Origin of the sequence: Clostridium sp., from assembly GCF_036660475.1 — a bacterium.
Taxonomy (GTDB): domain Bacteria; phylum Bacillota; class Clostridia; order Clostridiales; family Clostridiaceae; genus Clostridium_J.
This window is the reverse complement of sequence record NZ_JAVXAO010000010.1, coordinates 1-18,674: the sequence shown is the minus strand read 5'-3', so window position 1 is coordinate 18,674 and position 18,674 is coordinate 1. Positions and strand designations below refer to the sequence as shown.

The 18,674-nt window shown below is 29.4% G+C and carries 13 protein-coding genes; 10 read left to right on the top strand and 3 right to left on the bottom strand.

Annotated elements, in window-relative coordinates:
* The first annotated feature begins 94 nt into the window (after positions 1–94).
* Together RSA29_RS13475 and htpG are read left to right on the top strand one after the other, a co-directional pair.
* Entirely contained in the window at positions 95–517 is a 423-nt protein-coding gene (locus RSA29_RS13475) for a hypothetical protein (protein ID WP_346943287.1), read from the top strand.
* Positions 518–721: 204 nt separating this feature from the next.
* Complete coding sequence (gene htpG, locus RSA29_RS13470) at positions 722–2,599, top strand: molecular chaperone HtpG (RefSeq protein ID WP_346943286.1); 1,878 nt, start codon at positions 722–724, stop codon at positions 2,597–2,599.
* 153 nt (positions 2,600–2,752) lie between these two features.
* Here the strand turns inward: htpG and RSA29_RS13465 are convergent, their stop codons facing one another.
* Positions 2,753–4,102 carry a [Fe-Fe] hydrogenase large subunit C-terminal domain-containing protein gene (locus RSA29_RS13465; RefSeq protein ID WP_346943285.1) on the bottom strand — a complete coding sequence of 450 codons (1,350 nt, stop codon included), beginning with the start codon at positions 4,100–4,102 and terminating at the stop codon, positions 2,753–2,755.
* A 183-nt stretch (positions 4,103–4,285) separates the two neighbouring features.
* On the bottom strand, positions 4,286–4,852 hold the full coding sequence (msrA, locus tag RSA29_RS13460; protein WP_346943284.1) for a peptide-methionine (S)-S-oxide reductase MsrA: 567 nt from the start codon (positions 4,850–4,852) through the stop codon (positions 4,286–4,288).
* Between the two features lie 441 nt (positions 4,853–5,293).
* Between msrA and RSA29_RS13455 the strand changes: the two genes are divergently transcribed.
* From RSA29_RS13455 to gltX, 7 genes are all read left to right on the top strand, one after another.
* Entirely contained in the window at positions 5,294–6,469 is a 1,176-nt protein-coding gene (locus RSA29_RS13455; RefSeq protein WP_346943283.1) for an O-antigen ligase family protein, read from the top strand.
* 96 nt (positions 6,470–6,565) lie between these two features.
* Entirely contained in the window at positions 6,566–8,020 is a 1,455-nt protein-coding gene (locus tag RSA29_RS13450; protein ID WP_346943282.1) for a PLP-dependent aminotransferase family protein, read from the top strand.
* A 245-nt stretch (positions 8,021–8,265) separates the two neighbouring features.
* Positions 8,266–9,405 carry an alanine/ornithine racemase family PLP-dependent enzyme gene (locus tag RSA29_RS13445; protein ID WP_346943281.1) on the top strand — a complete coding sequence of 380 codons (1,140 nt, stop codon included), beginning with the start codon at positions 8,266–8,268 and terminating at the stop codon, positions 9,403–9,405.
* Positions 9,406–9,583: 178 nt separating this feature from the next.
* Complete coding sequence (locus tag RSA29_RS13440; RefSeq protein WP_346931549.1) at positions 9,584–9,739, top strand: hypothetical protein; 156 nt, start codon at positions 9,584–9,586, stop codon at positions 9,737–9,739.
* A gap of 162 nt (positions 9,740–9,901) precedes the next feature.
* The gene (gene pglX / locus RSA29_RS13435) at positions 9,902–13,594 is read left to right on the top strand and encodes a BREX-1 system adenine-specific DNA-methyltransferase PglX (protein WP_346943280.1); all 3,693 of its coding nucleotides are present in this window, start codon (positions 9,902–9,904) and stop codon (positions 13,592–13,594) included.
* A gap of 150 nt (positions 13,595–13,744) precedes the next feature.
* Positions 13,745–15,007 carry a metallophosphoesterase family protein gene (locus tag RSA29_RS13430; RefSeq protein ID WP_346943279.1) on the top strand — a complete coding sequence of 421 codons (1,263 nt, stop codon included), beginning with the start codon at positions 13,745–13,747 and terminating at the stop codon, positions 15,005–15,007.
* Between the two features lie 100 nt (positions 15,008–15,107).
* The gene (gltX, locus tag RSA29_RS13425; RefSeq protein ID WP_346943278.1) at positions 15,108–16,766 is read left to right on the top strand and encodes a glutamate--tRNA ligase; all 1,659 of its coding nucleotides are present in this window, start codon (positions 15,108–15,110) and stop codon (positions 16,764–16,766) included.
* A gap of 60 nt (positions 16,767–16,826) precedes the next feature.
* Here the strand turns inward: gltX and RSA29_RS13420 are convergent, their stop codons facing one another.
* Complete coding sequence (locus RSA29_RS13420; protein WP_346943277.1) at positions 16,827–17,465, bottom strand: DNA-3-methyladenine glycosylase; 639 nt, start codon at positions 17,463–17,465, stop codon at positions 16,827–16,829.
* A 315-nt stretch (positions 17,466–17,780) separates the two neighbouring features.
* Between RSA29_RS13420 and RSA29_RS13415 the strand changes: the two genes are divergently transcribed.
* Positions 17,781–18,605, top strand: a complete 825-nt coding sequence (locus RSA29_RS13415) for an SDR family oxidoreductase (RefSeq protein ID WP_346943276.1) — start codon at positions 17,781–17,783, stop codon at positions 18,603–18,605.
* Positions 18,606–18,674: the final 69 nt, after the last annotated feature.

Sequence of the window (18,674 nt, the reverse complement as noted above, 5' to 3'; positions counted from 1 at the left end):
AATTACAGAGGCTTTTTTAATTAACTATTTTATTTTTGTCTTTAATGGATTATAATCATATAGATAATGTAATAAACAATAGGAGTGATTATATATGTACGTTTTATTTGGTGAAAAAGTAATGGATAATAATGAAATGAAGGATATAATAGAAAGCAAAACTGATTTTAAGGTTATAAAAGATATGACTAAAGGAACAAAAAGAGAAGATATGTTAGCATTTTGTTTAAGTGTACCAGTTTCAACATTAAATGAAATAATATCAGAGGAGTATGATGATTTTAATGTAAATGAAATCGAAGAAGATGAACTATTTGATGAATATCTTAGTTTGGCAGAAGAGATGGCTCTTGATATGGAGGAGTTCATACCAGAAGAAGGAATTATAGATGCTAAATCATATAAATGGGATCAGTCAGATAGTGACATAAAAACAATTGTCATAATTGCAAACAATGAAGTTGAAGAGAAAAAATTAAGAGATGTAATGAAAAAATTATTAACTCAAGCTGAATAAAACAAATGGTGAAATTTACACAAAATTTACAATATACTCTTTATTTTATAACAGATTAGGTATAAAATGTTTTATAGGTTCAATATAATGACTAAGTGGTCAAATATATGGTTATTTAGATAATGATAAACAAAAATATTGGTATCTAAATAAATTTCATGAAAAAAGAACCTAGGTAAATTATAATAAATGGAGGGAATATATATGCTTAAAGAGAATGGAAACATTTCAATTCACACAGAGAATATTATGCCTATAATAAAAAAATGGTTATATTCTGATAAGGATATATTTGTGAGGGAACTTGTTAGCAATGGTTGTGATGCCATAAACAAACTTGATAGGTTAGTATCATTTGGAGAAGCTAATGTAAGTGAGGATAACAAGTACGAAGTAGCTGTTTCAGTAAATAAAGAAGAGGGTATTTTAAAATTTATTGATAATGGTATAGGAATGACAGATGAAGAAGTTAAAAAATATATAAATCAGGTTGCTTTTTCAGGAGCTGAGGATTTTCTATCTAAATACAAAGATAAGATGGATGAAGGTAAAAATATAATAGGACACTTTGGATTAGGATTCTATTCTGCATTTATGGTATCAGAGAAAGTTGAGATTGATACGCTTTCGTACAAAGATGGAGCAGAAGCAGTTAAATGGGTTTGTACAGGTGGTACTGAGTATGAGCTAACTTCCTCTGAAAGGGGTACTAGGGGAACTACAATTACACTTCATATAAGTGAAGATAGTAAAGAGTTCTTAGACTATTATAAGATAAGACAAATAATTAAAAAACATTGTAATTTTTTCCCTATAGAGATTTATTTAGTTGATGAAAATGAAAAGGTTGAGGAAAAAGATAATGAAGAAAATAATGAGATAAAAGAAAGAACACCGTTAAATGATACTAAACCTTTATGGATGAAAGCACCAAAGGATTGTACTGATGAAGAATATAAAGCTTTCTACAGAACAGTATTCAATGAGTATAGTGATCCTTTATTTTGGATACACATGAATGTAGAATATCCTTTTAATCTTAAAGGGATATTGTACTTCCCTAAATTAAAGCATGAATTTGAGGCTGTTGAAGGCGAAGTAAAACTATATAATAACCAAGTTTTTGTAGCTGATAATATTAAAGAAGTTATTCCGGAATTTTTACTTCTATTAAAAGGTGTTATAGATTGTGAAGATATTCCACTTAACGTATCCAGAAGTTTTCTTCAAAAGGATAGCAATGTAACGAAAATATCTAGACATATAGTAAATAAAGTTGCAGATAAGCTTACTTCCTTATTTAAAAATAGTAGAGAAGAATACAACAACTTTTGGAAAGATATAAACATATTTATTAAATATGGATGTCTTAGAGATGAAAAATTCTATGATAAGGTTAAAGATATAATTATATTTAAAACTACAAATGATGAATATGTGACTTTAAATAAATATTTAGAGGGTAACAATGAGAGTAATGATAAAAAAGTTATTTATGTAAATGATGAAAAGCAACAATCACAGTATATAAAATTATTGAAGGAAAATGGCCTTCAAGCAGTTATATTAAATACTACAATTGATAGTCATTTTATAACTTTAATGGAAAGTAAAGAAGAGGGTGTACAGTTTACTAGAATTGATTCGGATTTAACTGATATGCTTAAAGTAGAGGATAAAGAAACAGATATTGATGAAGCTACTAACCTTGAAGAGTTATTTAAAGAGGTAATTAATAAAGAAACTGTAAAAGTAGAAGTAAAACCTATAAAATCTGAACAAGTACCAGCTGTGATTCAGTTATCAGAGCAATCAAGAAGGATGGCTGAGATGAGTGTTATGTTCGGTGGTGGAGACATGTCTATGTTCCCTAAGGAAGAAACTTTAGTTATTAATAAAACCAACAAATTAATTAAAAAATTAGCTAAAATATCCAACGATGAAAATAAAAAAGATTTAGCTAAAGATATATGTAGTCATGTATATGACTTAGCAATGATAAGCTATGGACAGATGGAAGCTGATGAAATGGCAGCTTTCATAGAGAGAAGTAATGGTTTGTTAGAAAAATTAATGGATTAGGATTAGATTTATTTTAAAAAAATAATAGGTGAAGTCATAAAAAATTCATACAAAACAAATGGCAAATATCCGATGGGATATTTGCCATTTGTTTTGTAATATTACCTATATAATTCAATTATAGTTATGTGGAAATGCCTAAGTACAGGTAAACTAAAAATTTCTATGAAATATTTTAGTTTTCTCTTCATCTTTATAATCTTCGATAGTGAATATTCCTAAAGCATCTAACATTCCATTCATTATTGCACTGTCATAGGCAACTTTAATTTTAGACTCATCAGCAAAGTCGTTTAAAAGCTTTGTTGAAGTTTCCTTTGGAACAATAGATTTAGGACCACCAACACATCCGCCAGCACAACCCATTCCTTCTATAAAATTTCCATCTCTAATATCATTCTGAAGATTGCCTAAGATAACCTTACATTCTTTAATTCCATTGCCTTGAACAGTTTTTAGGGATTTATGCTTTATCGGAAACATTCTTTCAATACATTCTCCAATAGCTATAGAAACTCCACCTGTACGCCCATAAAGCCTGCCACCACGTGAGGCATATTCAAGGGAGGGAGTACCATCTAATACTTCAGGAACTACATTGAAAGCATCAAAGATGTCTTTTAGCTCTGCAAAAGTTAGAACAAAGTCAATATCACCTATTAAATCAGGTTCTTTTACTTCAGCTTTCTTTGCTACACAAGGCCCTATAAATACAACTTTAACGTTAGGATTAAGCTTTTTCAGAACTCTACCAGCTGCAATCATAGGAGATACAGTAGGAGATACATGGGTAACTAAATTTTTGTAAACTTTTTTAACCATTGCAACCCATATTGGACAACAACAAGAAGTTATCATGAAATCATTGCTGGTTTTAACATGAGCATCAAATTCAATAGTTTCTTTTAATGTGAGCATATCTGCAAAGAATGCAACTTCAACCATATCTGTAAAGCCTATAGATTTAAATGCTGTTCTTAACTGATCCATTGTTGTGCTATTACCAAATTGGCCCATTATGGCAGGAGCTACAGCTGCGATAACTGTAGTATCATCATTTAAGAGATTAGCTAAAGGTAAAAATTCAACAGTATCTAATATACTACCGTTTGGACACATATCCACACAAATGCCACAATCAGTACATTTAGTATTATCAATATATGTTGTATTGTTATCTTCACTATATAATATAGCATCGAAGGGACAGCTTTCTTGGCATTTAGTTTTACTATTTTCATGTACTTTACAATCTAATTTGCATTTCCTTACTTTATTAACAATTTTGTGGTTGGTTTTATATCTAAGAATGGCTTCATTTAACTCATTTATGTAATTGTCACTAAAATCTATATTAACACCACATAGAGCTGATATTTCTGAAGCTAACATGCTAGAGTCTATTGTTTCATTTTTAAGTAAGATTTCAATAGTTTCATTTAAGGTATTGTTACTATGGGCTTTTATTAATTGTTTAAAAAGTTCGCTATGAGAGTTATTCACAAAAACACATCCAATCTCAATTTAAATATGATTATACTTTCCAGAAGGTATAATCATATTTATTATTATTTTTTACGTTAACTATTACAGTAAGTACATCAATATAGATTAATATTGATTACAACAACTTAGGCGTATATAGAAATTAGGTCAATTTATTATTACAATTTGCCATAATAAAAATTATTCATAAATCTCAAAGAAGTCTTCACCCCAGTATTTGCTTATGAACTCATCTCTTCCAGATTTGCTTCTATCTTTTTTGTATTCACGGGGATTAGATTTATAGAAGTTTTGGTGATATTCCTCAGCATCATAAAAGTGTGTTGCTGGAAGTATTCGAGTTACTACTGGAAGTGGAAATCTTCCTGATTCATTAAGGATTTTTTTTGATAGCTCTGCTTTAGTTTTTTCTTCTTCATTACAATAAAAAATAGCAGCTATATAAGATGGACCCCTATCTTGAAATTGGCCTTCATCATCAGTAGGATCTATTTGCCTCCAAAATGCATCTAGTATTTTATCATATGAAATTAATGTATCATCATAAGTAATTTTAATGGCTTCGTAATGACCAGTTTCTTGAGATTTTACATCCTTATATGTTGGGTTTTTAGAATTACCACCGATGTATCCGGAAGTTACGCTTACTATACCATCTAAAACGTCAAAGGGTGACACCATGCACCAAAAGCAACCACCAGCAAAAATTGCAGTTTTATAATTTTGAATAGTAGAATTAGTAATCATTATTAATCTCCTTTTCCAATTAAATTTACAATTTTATATTAGCATATATTGATATGTTTTGGATAAGTTTAATGAGAATAAAATGAAAATTAAGATTAATTAACCGGTGAAATAAATTAATAGATTTTATTTTGAATCTGTTTACAACTTTAAAGGATGGTTCTTAAGAATTTATTACAAAAACATAATTTAGTTGCAATAAATAATTACATATTGTATGATAATCAATATGTAATGAGAATTTAATTGAAAAAAATCACTTTGCAATATATAAAGCTTATACGTTGTAATTTTATTACAATGGGTTTTAAGGTGCTGATAGCACATTTTTTTATGTAATAATTTAGCACAATAATAGAATGTTTATTATATGCATATATAATTTCAACTAAGAATGAAGACTTTATATAAAAATGCATTTAATAGCAGAAGAAGGTGAAAATGATGTTTAATTTAATATTATTATTAGTTATATCTCCATACACAGCACTATTTGCAGGAATCTATGCCACTTATAATATGATAAAAATGAAAGATGAGATACATAAAAATTCTTTGAATTTAGGATTATTATTATTGTTTGGGTGGTCTTTTATTGTTGGTATTTTCAATAAAAGCATTATGTCTATGGGTGCTTCATTTATATTCTTTTTATATTTTGCTATAAGTAATTATATTGAAAATTATTGTAAGAGTGAACAAAAGATAGAAAAAATAGCTGAATATCTTATTAAACTATCAATTTGTTCAGGTATAATAGGGGTTATAGAGAAGGTTACATTTATGTATTTTCCAATGAAGCTATGGAAAAAAGTTCTAGGAGTACCATTAGAAGTTTCAAGTGGCCACAGGATTTTTAGTACATTTGGAAATCCGAATGTGGCAGGCGATTGGTTTGCAATTATGATTATAATTGCATTATATTATGGTAGTATAGCTAAAGATAAAAAATGTAAAGCGATTTATTATGGATCTACTGTTCTATTTTTATTAAATGTATGTTTAACAGGTTCAAGAGGTGCATTTATAGGATTAGTATTTGGGTTAGCATCCTTATACTTATTAAAAACTAACAAGAGTGATAGAGTTGTTTTTTGTGCCATCGCTTTAATAGTATTTGTAGTTGGATTCACACCTGAAAAAATATCTGATATATCACAAGATTTGACAGGGCATGAAATAGAGAGATCATTTGATACTAGAGAAGAAATTTGGATGGGTTCACTTAAAATGGTGGATGAAAAACCTGTAACAGGGTGGGGACTTACGGGAACTATAGAAGTTGGAAATCAATATTCTAGATATAGGGGAGTTATAAATCATTCTCATAATATTTGGTTATCGTTATTAACATCTATAGGAATTATTGGACTTTCAATTTACTTATTTATAAGAGCAAATGTATTTAAGAGTCTAATATATCTGTATAAAGAAAATTATAATAGTGTATCACTACTACTTTCAATTCAAGTGATTATTTTAGTTCATGGAGTTATAGACTTTACAGTTATTACTCCACAGATAGGAATGTTATTTATAGGTACGTCAGCAATAATTACTACATTTGCAAAAGAAGACGTAGGTGTTATAGAAAAGAGAAGCAGTATACCAGTGTAAGTAATATTATTATAATGAGTGTAGGATTTGCTATTATTAAAATAGCAAATCCTATTTTTGCATAAAACATATGAATGTTTTTAGGAGGTATCTATAGTGAATATAAAATGGAGACCTGATAAGGGGGATACAAAGCCTATATATCTACAGATTGTTGAATATTTTAAATCAAAAATAGTTAGTGGAGAATGGCAGATAGGGTTTATGATTCCAACACAGAGGGAATTAGCAAGAATTTTTGATGTGAATAGAAGTACAATCGTTTCTGCACTTGATGAATTAAAATCAGAAGGTATACTGGAGGGGAATGGAAAAGGTGGTACAAAAATTGTTAATAATGTGTCACCATTACTTTCAAATATTCAGCCAGATTGGAAAACATATATCACAGAAGGAATACATATGCCTAACTTTAAAACTATTAAACAAATTAATACTCTTGAATTTGAAGGTGAGTATATTAGATTAAGCACCGGAGAACCGTCAAGTGAGTTATTTCCGAGAGAGTCTATGAAGAAAGTTCTTAGGGAGGTTTCTGATGATATGACCAATCTGGGATATGAAAGTCCTAATGGGTTGCAATGCCTAAGAGAAGAAGTGAGTAAATATATAAAGTCTTATGGTATAAACGCATCGCCTTCTTCGGTACTTATTGTGTCTGGAGCGCTGCAAGCTATACAGTTAATATCTATGGGATTGTTACAAAGAGGATCTACTGTTCTTCTAGAAAATCCATCATATATGTATTCATTACAAATATTTCAATCGTTGGGAATGAGGAGAAGTGGAATACCAATGGATGAACAAGGCATTCAAGCGGAACTGATTCCAGATTATATTAAAAAACATGTTCCATCTATGTTATATACAATACCTAACTTTCAAAATCCAACGTCAATAGTAATGTCAGAGAAAAGGCGTAGTGAGTTAATAAATATTTGTCAAAGAGAAAAGCTACCTATAATTGAGGATGATGTATATAGGGAGTTATGGATAGATTCACCGCCACCAAGACCTATAAAAAGTATAGATATCAATGGCTTAGTGCTATATGTTGGGAGTGTATCGAAGGCATTATGCCCTGGACTTCGAATAGGTTGGATAGTTGGACCAGAACCTGTGATTGAGAGATTAGGTGATATTAAAATGCAAACAGATTACGGGTCTAGCTCTTTATCTCAATTAACAGTAGCAAAATGGATGAAAACTGGGCTTTATGATGAACATTTAGATAATTTAAGAAAACAGCTATATATTAGAAGAGCAGTTACAATAGATGCTCTTGGAAAATATTTTTCGGATATTGCTACATGGAATATTCCTACTGGAGGATATTATGTGTGGGTTACACTAAAATATAAAATAGGTATGTATAAGCTTTTTGATGAAGCTTGTAAAATAGGTATTTTACTATATCCAGGATACATTTATGATGCAAATTTGAACTATTCATTAAGAATATCATTTTCATATGCTCCAATTAATGAAATTAGATTAGGTCTAAAGAAGCTTTCGATACTGATTAAAGATTTATACAGAAATAGTATCTAAATTATGGTTGGCTATTTAAACTAATTATATTAATTGGTATATGTACTAAAATATAAAGAAATCAATAAACTCCTATAATGTTAAACTCATTAACTAATTTATATTAGTTAATGAGTTTTTTTTTGGTTGGGTTTATTTTAATCAATATGGATGGAGAAAAATTAATTGAATTTTCGTATAATGAATTTATAAGAGTGAAAAACTCATTTATTACACAGAATGATAAAGTTTAAGGGGGATTTTAAATGGCACAAAGTATTTTAAAGAATGAGATTCAAATCAAAGATGTAGAGGGTGAAATTGAGTTTCCGCTATTGGAAATAAATCTAAAAAAAATATATGAAAATACTAAGTATGTAGTTGATTTATGTAATCAGCATAATATATCAGTTTCAGGGGTTGTTAAGGTGGTTCAAAGTATGCCACAGGTAGTTAATGAAATGGATAAAGCAGGGTGCAAATATTTGGCTACATCTAGACTTAACCAAGTTATAGATATGAAAAACCAAGGTGTAACAAAACCTATTATGCTTATTAGATTACCAATGTTTAATGAAATAAGTGAATTAGTAAGATATGCAGATATAAGTTTAAACTCAGAGAAAGAAACTTTAACTAGAATAAATAAGGAATGTAGATTACAAGGGAAAAAACATAAGGTGGTACTTATGGTTGATTTGGGGGATTTAAGAGAGGGCGTTATGGATGAAGAAGAATTAATTCAGTTAGCTCTTTATGTGGAAAATGAGTTAGAATGTGTTGAATTATATGGGATTGGAACAAACTTAGGATGTTTTGGATCAATTAAACCTACTGAAGATAATTTGGGAAAACTTTGTAATATAGCCGAGAGAATTGAGGATTTAATACATAGAGAATTAGACATGATATCTGGTGGAGCAACTTCATCTTTAACTTTATTATGGGATGGAAAAATGCCTAGCAAAATAAACAATTTGAGGATTGGCGAAGGTATACTAGTTGCGAAGGATTTAGATGTTTTTTGGAAGTATGATATGTCAATGTTACATCAAGATGCATTTGTTCTCAAAGCACAGGTTGTAGAAGTGAAAAGTAAACCTTCTCATCCTGTAGGTGAAAGATTCATAGATGCTTTTGGTAATGTTCCAACTTATGAAGATAGAGGAACAAGAAAAAGAGCTTTACTTGCAATAGGTAAACAGGACTTTGTTTCGATAGATACTTTAGTACCAGTAGATGATGGGATAGAATTAATAGGTGGCAGTAGTGATCATTTAATTATAGATATTGAAAATTCTAAAGAAGACTATAATGTTGGTGACGTTTTAGAGTTTGGTATATTTTACCCTCACTTACTTTATCTCATTGGTTCTAATGATGTTAAAAAGAAGTTTATTATATAATAACATACATAAAGAGAGTTTTGTTTTTATAGATATTTTAATGTCTTTAAATAGGGATATACACCTTATAGGTGAAGAAGTGATTAATTATTAAAACCTATGGTAACAACAAAGTATACTATATATTATTTAACACATAATAAGTACTGAAAAATACTTTTTAGAAAAGGAGCTTATTATGAAAAAACACAATAAAAAAGAATTCAACAGAGAAAATTATATTCAAAATGGAACTAAGACACAAGGTCAATATGCTCAAAGTAGTTTTAATACTACAATAGAGGAGCCAGGTACTAATGAAAGTGGTATTGTAGCAAAGAAAAAAGGATTCTAGTGTATAGTTAAATTTATTAAAGCCTTCATCCAATAATTTTAGGATGAAGGCTTTAATTTTTAAAACAATACAAAATCAATTACCTATGAAATTAACTCATTTAATTCCTCATATGCTATAATAAATTGTACAATAATACATAATTACAAGGAGTACTAAGTCATGGATAAAAATAAAGTTAAAGCATTTTCAACCTGGGCGAGAAATAATCTTATTGAGGGTGTTAAAGATAGAGCATATAAAATTGGAATAGAGAATAACAACATCAAAAATATAGAGGAAGTTCAAGGTGGGTTTAAAGTAGAAGGTAAAGAAGAGATATTTAATATTTCTCCTGACTATAGAAGAACATTAGTTGAAGAAATAGAAAAAAAGGGTTTTGAACAGGTTATGGAAGAGTGTGCTTACACTTGGTTTAATAGACTAATAGCCCTAAGATATATGGAAGTTAATGATTATATGCCAACAGGGATAAGAATAGTCTCATCTCAAATAAGTGGGAAATTAGAGCCGGACATTTTATCAAGAGTTGGTGAAGTTATATTAGATCTTAATCTTGACTCAACCTATGTATATGAACTATTAGATAGTGACAAAAATGCAGATAGGGAGAAATTGTATAAGTATATTTTAGTAAAGCAATGTAATGAGCTCGGGAAAATTATTCCCGGTTTATTTGAAAAAATAACAGATTACACAGAACTACTACTGCCAGATAATCTTTTGATGGATGGATCAATAATCTCAACTATGTCTAGTTCTATATCTGAAGCTGATTGGAAGGAAGAAGTAGAAATAATAGGGTGGATATATCAATACTACATTTCAGAAAAGAAGGATATGGTATTTGATGGGTTAAAGAAGAATGTTAAGATAACTAAAGAGAACATACCAGCAGCGACTCAATTATTTACGCCAAAATGGATAGTAAAATATTTGGTTGAAAACTCTATAGGATCATTATGGTTACAAGGTCACCCTAATGAAGAGATTGAAAGAAAATTAGAATATTATATAAAAGGAATAGCTCAAGAGACTGAAGTGGATGAGGTGCTGAAAAGTATAAGTAAACAACGTAGTACACTTAGTCCAGAGGATATAAAGATACTAGATCCATGTATGGGGTCGGGTCATATATTAATCTATGCTTTCGATGTATTATATGAAATATATAAGGTTTCTGGTTATTCAGAAAGGGAAATACCAAGAAAAATACTAGAGAACAATATATTTGGTTTAGATATTGATGATAGAGCAAGTCAGTTAGCAGGGTTTGCTTTAATTATGAAAGCTAGAGGCTATAATAAAAGGTTATTTAGAGAGCTAGAGAAAAAACCATTGTGCCTTAATATAGCATCAATTGAAGATAGTAATAGCATAACTTATGATATGATTGAGTATTTTGCAAAGGGCAATGAGGAATTGAGGGAAGCTATAGTACTTTTAATAAATAATTTCAAAGATGGAAAAGAGTATGGATCAATTCTTAAGATACCCAATATTAATTTAAAGATATTAAGCGAAAGGTTAGAAGAGATAGAAAGTGAGATAAATTTAACCTTTAGTGATTATAAAACCGTATTAATAGATAAGTTACCAGCCTTAATAAAACAGGGTGAAATAATGAGTGTAGAGTACGATATATGCATAACAAATCCTCCATATATGGGACTTAGAGGAGCTAATGATACCCTTGCTAAATATCTATCAGATTATTACCCACATTCAAAGCATGATTTATTTTCAGTTTATATGGAAGTGTGTAATAGCTATATAAAAGAAAATGGTCTTTATGCAATGGTAAATCAACATTCATGGATGTTTTTAAGTAGTTTCTTGGAGCTTAGAAAGAAGCTTGTATATGAAACTACATTTATAAACATGGTTCATTTAGGGCCAAGAGCTTTTGAAGACAATGTTGGAACTATAGTACAAAATGTTGCATTTGTAAACCAAAAGAGTAAAATTTCAAAGTATAAAACTAGGTTTATAGATGTTACTAAAGAGATGAATGGGAATGAAAAAGATAAAAAGATTAAGGGTGTTTGCTCGGGAATAAATAAAGAGATAGTTCATGATATATGGATTGAGAAGTTGATGACAATTCCAACGAAACCCTTTGCATATTGGGTAAGTGATAATATATTAAAATTGTTTTCGAGTTTAGATAAATTTGAAAATATGGCAAAGCCAAGGCAAGGGATGGCAACATCAGACAATAAAAGATTTTTAAGAGAGTGGTATGAGGTTGATATAAATAGAATTAAATTTATGGCTACGGATAGTGAGGATGCCTTTGATAGTAAGAAAAAATGGTTTCCTTACAATAAGGGTGGAGAATTTAGAAAGTGGTTTGGAAATAATAGATTCATTATCAACTGGGAAAATAACGGAGCAGAGGTAAAGGAATATGCAGCAAAGCTGTATAAGTCATATAGTAGAACAGTAAAAAATGAAGAATTCTATTTTAAGAGTGGGCTTACATATACATTTATTTCAGAGGACATGGGTGTGAGATATTCTCCACAAGGATTTATATTTGATGTGGCTGGTTCATCTATATTTTTTAATGATGTAGGTACAGAAAAAGTTATTTTAGCACTTTTATGTAGTAAAGTTGCAAATATGTTTTTAGATATAATGAATCCAACTTACAATATTCAAGTAGGTGACCTTAAAAATATTCCAATTAACAATGAAATATTTGAGGAAAAAACTAAGAAAGTAATTGATGAAATAGTAGGAGAAAATATAGAAATTAGCAAGAGAGAATGGGATTCATTTGAAACCTCATGGGATTTTAATGTACACCCGTTAATAAATAATATTTCTACAATCAATGAGGTGCCAATACTGATTAGGGATAAATTTAAGCAATGGGATGAAGAAAATTTAGAAGCTATTGCGAGACTAAAAGCTAATGAAGAAAAATTGAATAAAATATTTATTGATATCTATGGACTTAACAATGAATTAAGTCCAGAGGTAAATGAAAAAGATATTACACTACGTAAGGCTGATGTAGAAAAAGAGATGAAATCATTTGTATCCTATGCAGTTGGATGCATTATGGGTAGATACTCTATAGATGTTTATGGCTTAGTTTATGGTGGTGGAGATTTCAAAGACAAGTGGGATATTGATCAAAAGCAGGTTAAAAATATAGTGAAAAATTTAGATGCAGATATAGTGTCAGAAACATATGTAGATACAAGATTCATTCCTAAGTTAGATAATATTGTGCCTATTACTGAGGAGGAGTACTTTGAAGAGGACATTGTATCTAAATTTATTGAATTTGTAGAGAAAGTTTATGGGAATGCAACCCTAGAAGAAAATCTGGATTATATTACACTGGCATTAGGACGAAAAGAAAATGAAACTTCAAGGCAATGTATAAGAAGATATTTTGTAAAGGATTTTTACAAGGACCATCTTAAAATATATTCAAAAAAACCTATATATTGGTTATTTGATTCGGGAAAGAATGATGGATTTAAGGCTTTGATTTACGTTCATAGATATGATGAATCAACTATAGCTAGGGTAAGAACAGAATATTTACATCCAACTCAACGTAAATATGACGGTGAATTAAATAGACTTACTTTAATTGTAGAATCTAATGAATATAGTGTAAAAGAAAAGACATTAGCTAAGAAGAAAAGTGATAGGATTAAAAAACAGATAGAGGAACTTATGCAATATGATCAGATAGTTTCACATATAGCTAATGAAAAGATGATTATTAATTTAGACAATGGTATTAAGGATAATTATGATAAGTTTCAAAATAAGAAAATACCTAATAGGAATGGCAAACAGAGTAATATGAATTTATTTTTCAAGGTGTAGAGAAATTATGGAATTAAAATATGTAGGTAGCCTTGCGTTATAATTAATATTAGAATAAAGTTAATTTAAAATTGTAATGCGAGAATAAAAATGACAAGGGGGATAGATTTAGTGGGGATTATATATTGATATAATAATCCCTCGCTAAAGATGAAAATGAACAAAGAGGGTTTAAATATTGACTGTAAAAATTGTGATGAATTATATATGGATAAATCTAATTATAGATATATAATTAGTCAGATAGAAAAGGTTAAATACAATGTTGAAAAAAGGAAATATAATAGTGGGTTAGAACTATATAAAGCTATAGAAACTATTAGTGAAAATTTATGGATGGATATTGAAAGTATTGAAACTTCAAATTTGAGTAACTTATCTAAGGTTCATGAGTTTTTAATTGATGAGGTATGTAAAATATACAATGCAGAAGAAAGCGAAATTAATAATAAGCTTATAGCTGAAAATATAAATTTTAAAAGCATCTGTAATGATATAGAAGATGGGAAAAGTTCTTCGCGAATATATCTGTTTAATGACGATGGGTATGAATATTACTTTATTGGAGATATACATTCCGATGATTTAATCATAGATAAGATACTAGATTCAATTAACTTTTTTGAGAGTATGGTTAATGGGGAAAAGGTTAGGTTAATATTTTTAGGAGACTATGTTGATAGGGGAAAGTCTCATCTTAAATTAATTGAAAAAATACTTACTTTAAAGTTTATTTTCCCAGGAAATATATTCCAATTACAAGGGAATCACGACTGCGGCATTATAGAAAATGATGTGATAAAACTTTGTATTGGAAAGCCAGTAGAAGATAAGGATGAAGATTATTTCTTATTATATTTAGATAATTTATCTAAAATAAATGGAAGTTTTTCTAGGAAGTTGATAGCTGGGTATTTAAGTGTATTTTATAGTATGGCTATTATCGCTATAGTAAACATTAAGGAACAAACAATTTTGGGAGTTCATGGAGGGTTACCAAGGCCTGACAGAAATGAAGAAAATATATATGGCTATATTTCTAATATTAAAGATCTCACCGATGAAACCATCGTTGATGCAATAAATAGAACTATAGTGCATAATATGCTCTGGAGTGACCCTTTGAGAGGGGATTATAGCCTGCGTGAGGACTCGGGAAGATTTAGATTTAAAGAAGAAGAATTTTCTAGTTTTGCTAAGTTAATAGGAATCGACCTGTTAATTAGAGGTCATGAAGCTCATGAAAATGGTTGTGAGAAATATTTTAATGATAAGTTATACAGTGTTTTCTCATCAGGTGTTATCATAAAAGACAATGAAAATGTAAATTTAGTCACAGCTTATAAAGAGGTTAATCCTAAGATTATTAATGTAAATGTAAATAAAGAAGTTAGCTTAATTGAAGTAAAATAGGTAAATAATAAATACTATATTTACAATATTAATTCTTAAAGTTATAATCAAAGTTGTGTTTATAAGGTTTTAATAGATAAGATAAGGTAAGGTGAAGGTAATGAATTATGAATTATTAGCAAATAAAATTTTCTGGGATATTGATAAAGAACCTCAATATTATATGGATAAGTATACTAAAAGAAATCTTAAAGCAGATCAAAAAGTTACTAGATATGCTCCAAGTCCAACAGGATTCCAACATATAGGGGGAGTATTCTCTGCTTTAATTGATGAAAGAATAGCTACTCAAAGTGGCGGAGTTTTCTACTTAAGAATTGAAGATACTGACCAAAAGAGAGAAGTAGCAGGTGCTATAGAAGATACAATAAATACAATGCATAAATTTGGATTAGATTTCACTGAGGGCATGACAGGTGATAACACTTCTAAAGGTGAATATGGGCCATATAGACAAAGTGAGAGAGCGGAAATATATAAGACTTTTGCAAAGAGTTTAATAAAAAGAGGATTAGCATACCCTTGCTTCTGTACTTCAGAAGATTTAGAGAAGTTAAGAGAAAATCAAATTAATGAAAAGCTAACTCCAGGATATTATGGAGAATATGCAAGTTGTAGAAACCTATCAGCTGAAGAGGCTTTAGTTAGAGTAAATAATGGTGAGAAGTATATAATAAGATTAAAATCACCAGGTAACTCTGAAAATAGAGTTGAGTTTCATGATTTAGTAAAGGGAGATATATCATTCCCTGAAAGTAATCAAGATATAGTAATAGTTAAATCTGATGGACTTCCGACTTATCATTTTGCCCATGTTATTGATGATGCTTTAATGGGAACTACTACAGTAATTAGGGGAGAAGAGTGGTTGTCATCACTTCCAATCCATGTTCAGCTATTTGATATTCTTGGATTTGATAGACCAGACTATTCTCATACTCCAACAATAATGAAATTAGATGGTGGATCTAAGCGAAAGCTTTCTAAAAGAAAAGATCCAGAAAGTGCAGTAAGCTACTATGATGAAGAAGGTTATCCAATGATTTCGGTTATAGAATATCTTCTTAACATAATAAACTCTGCATTTGAAGAATGGAGAGAAGAAAATACAAACTTAGACTATCGTGAATTTAAGGTATCCTTAGATAAAATGAGTAAGAGTGGAGCATTATTTGATATAATTAAATTAAATGATGTAAGTAAAAATGTTATTTGTAAATTAAAAGCTGATGAGGTTTATGATTACTATACTAAATGGGCTAAAGAGTACGATGAGGAAATGTATCATTTAACAACCTGCAATGAAAATATTACCAAGGAAATATTTGGAATAGACAAAGAAGGTCCAAAACCTAGAAAAGACTTTGGTAAATGGAGTGATGTTAAGGAAAAAGTTTTCTTCTTCTTTGACGAGTTATTTGTTAATACTAATGTTGATGAAATTGAGTTTCCGAAGAATATAGATTTAACAGAAGCTAAGAGGGTTATAGAAGCTTATGCTAAAGCGTACAACTTTAATACTGATAAAGATACATGGTTTGAAGACTTAAAGGGTGTAGCAGTGGAACTTGGTTATGCTACAGATCGAAAGGCCTTTAAGAAGGAACCAGAAAGCTTTAAAGGAATGGTTTCTGATGTAGCTGGATGTGTAAGAACAGCGCTAACCCATAGAAGTAATACTCCAGATCTTTATACTATTATGCAAATAATGGGTGAAGAAAGAGTTAGAGAAAGATTTAATAAGTTTTTAAGCCTATAAATATATTACTTGTAAATGACCTAATAATGATATGAATTTTTAAAAAAGCACTCTTTCCATTTATGGTAAGGGTGCTTTCTTAGAGAGTATAGAAACATATTTATTATCCTTAATATAATATCTCCATAAAAAATCTATGGCATCTTCTGCATAATCAATACCTATTCGTTTAGCATAAATAGTGTCAAATTTTCTAAACCCATCATCAGATATAAATAACTCTTCACTAAAAATTGAGTGTGTATTTAAAGTTTTATCGATATTTAATGCAATACATAGTTTTCCTGGACCGGAAGTAAGGTTTAATACTTCTTTGAGCTTTAGCTGTGAGAAAGATTTTTTAAATCTATTTTCACTCATGATTTCTAGTCCTTCAATTGGCTCTACGGCTCTTATTAGAACTCCCTGAGGGTCTCCTTTTTCACCAGTTATTACATTCATACAGTTATACATTCCATAGATTATATAAACATAAGCTATTCCAGAAGCTTCATAAAGTGGCATTACTCTAGGCGTTTTTTTATTGCCATAAGCATGACATGCTTTGTCTATAGTTCCTATGTAGGCTTCGGTTTCTACAATTCTTCCTATAAGGGTATTACCACTATAATTTCTAACCAAAAGCTTGCCAAGTAGCTCTTCACTAACGATTCTGGCATCTCTTTTGAAAAATTCAGGGCTGATAGGTGTTAAATCCATAACTATTCCTCCATATTATTAAGTTTTGAATTGTATATGATTTACTCATATAGAATTTTAAAAAATAAAAATACTAAAACCATATATGAGTAGTAAAAAAACTAATAGATCTATTTATTAATTATTTATATGCAAATATATTAATGTTTAAAATGATTGGTGCTATAATTTATATATCAATATATAAGGATTATATCAAAGATTTATGTTGACATAATGATAAATCACATAAATTTTCAAAAAATTTATCATCATAAATAAAATGACTAATTTATTATACGATGATAAATTAGTATGGTATACTAAATATTTAATATGCGAAATATAAAGGAGTTGAATTCTATAAATAATAAAGAAAAATGGGTATTGATAACAGGAGCATCTTCAGGTATTGGATATGAATTTAGTAAAATTTTTGCCCAAAATAATTATAATCTTATCCTAGTTGCACGTAGAGTAAATTTGCTTAATGCTATTAAAGATGAACTTACTAAGTCATATAAAATTAAGATTAATTTAATAGAAAAAGATTTGTTTCAAATTAATAGTTGTAAAGAGATAATGAATGAAGTTAAGAGGTTAAATGTTAAGGTAGAAACTCTTATTAATAATGCTGGAATAGGAAATTGTGGGCTGTTTCATGAAATTTCAATAGAAGATCATAGAAGAGTAATCGATTTAAATATAAAAGCGCTAACAGAACTTTCGCATTTAGTTTCTAATGAGATGATAAAAAATGGTGGAGGTAAAATATTAAATGTTGTTTCTACAGGGGCGTATCAACCTGGACCATTTATTGCAGTTTATTACGCATCTAAATCATATGTTTTGTCTTTTACTGAAGCCTTAAGAGTTGAATTAAAGCCATTTAATATTATAGTTAGTGCTCTTTGTCCAGGGAATACTATGACAGAATTTCATGTTAATGCAGGAAAAGGAGAACTTAACAATTCTATGAGTGCAAAAAAAGTTGCCGTTATAGGATATAAAGGAATTATTAGAGGAAAAAAGATAATTATTCCAGGTATTAAAAACAAAATTGCTATAGGAATGTCTATTATTTTACCAAGGTCAATATTAGGGAATATAGTATGTAAAATACAACAAAAGGCAATAAGTTTTAAAAATAAATATATATAAAAAAGTGCTATCTTACTAAAATGGACCCCTTGTCAAGGACACAATAAAAAAAGGGGTTAAGCAACACTT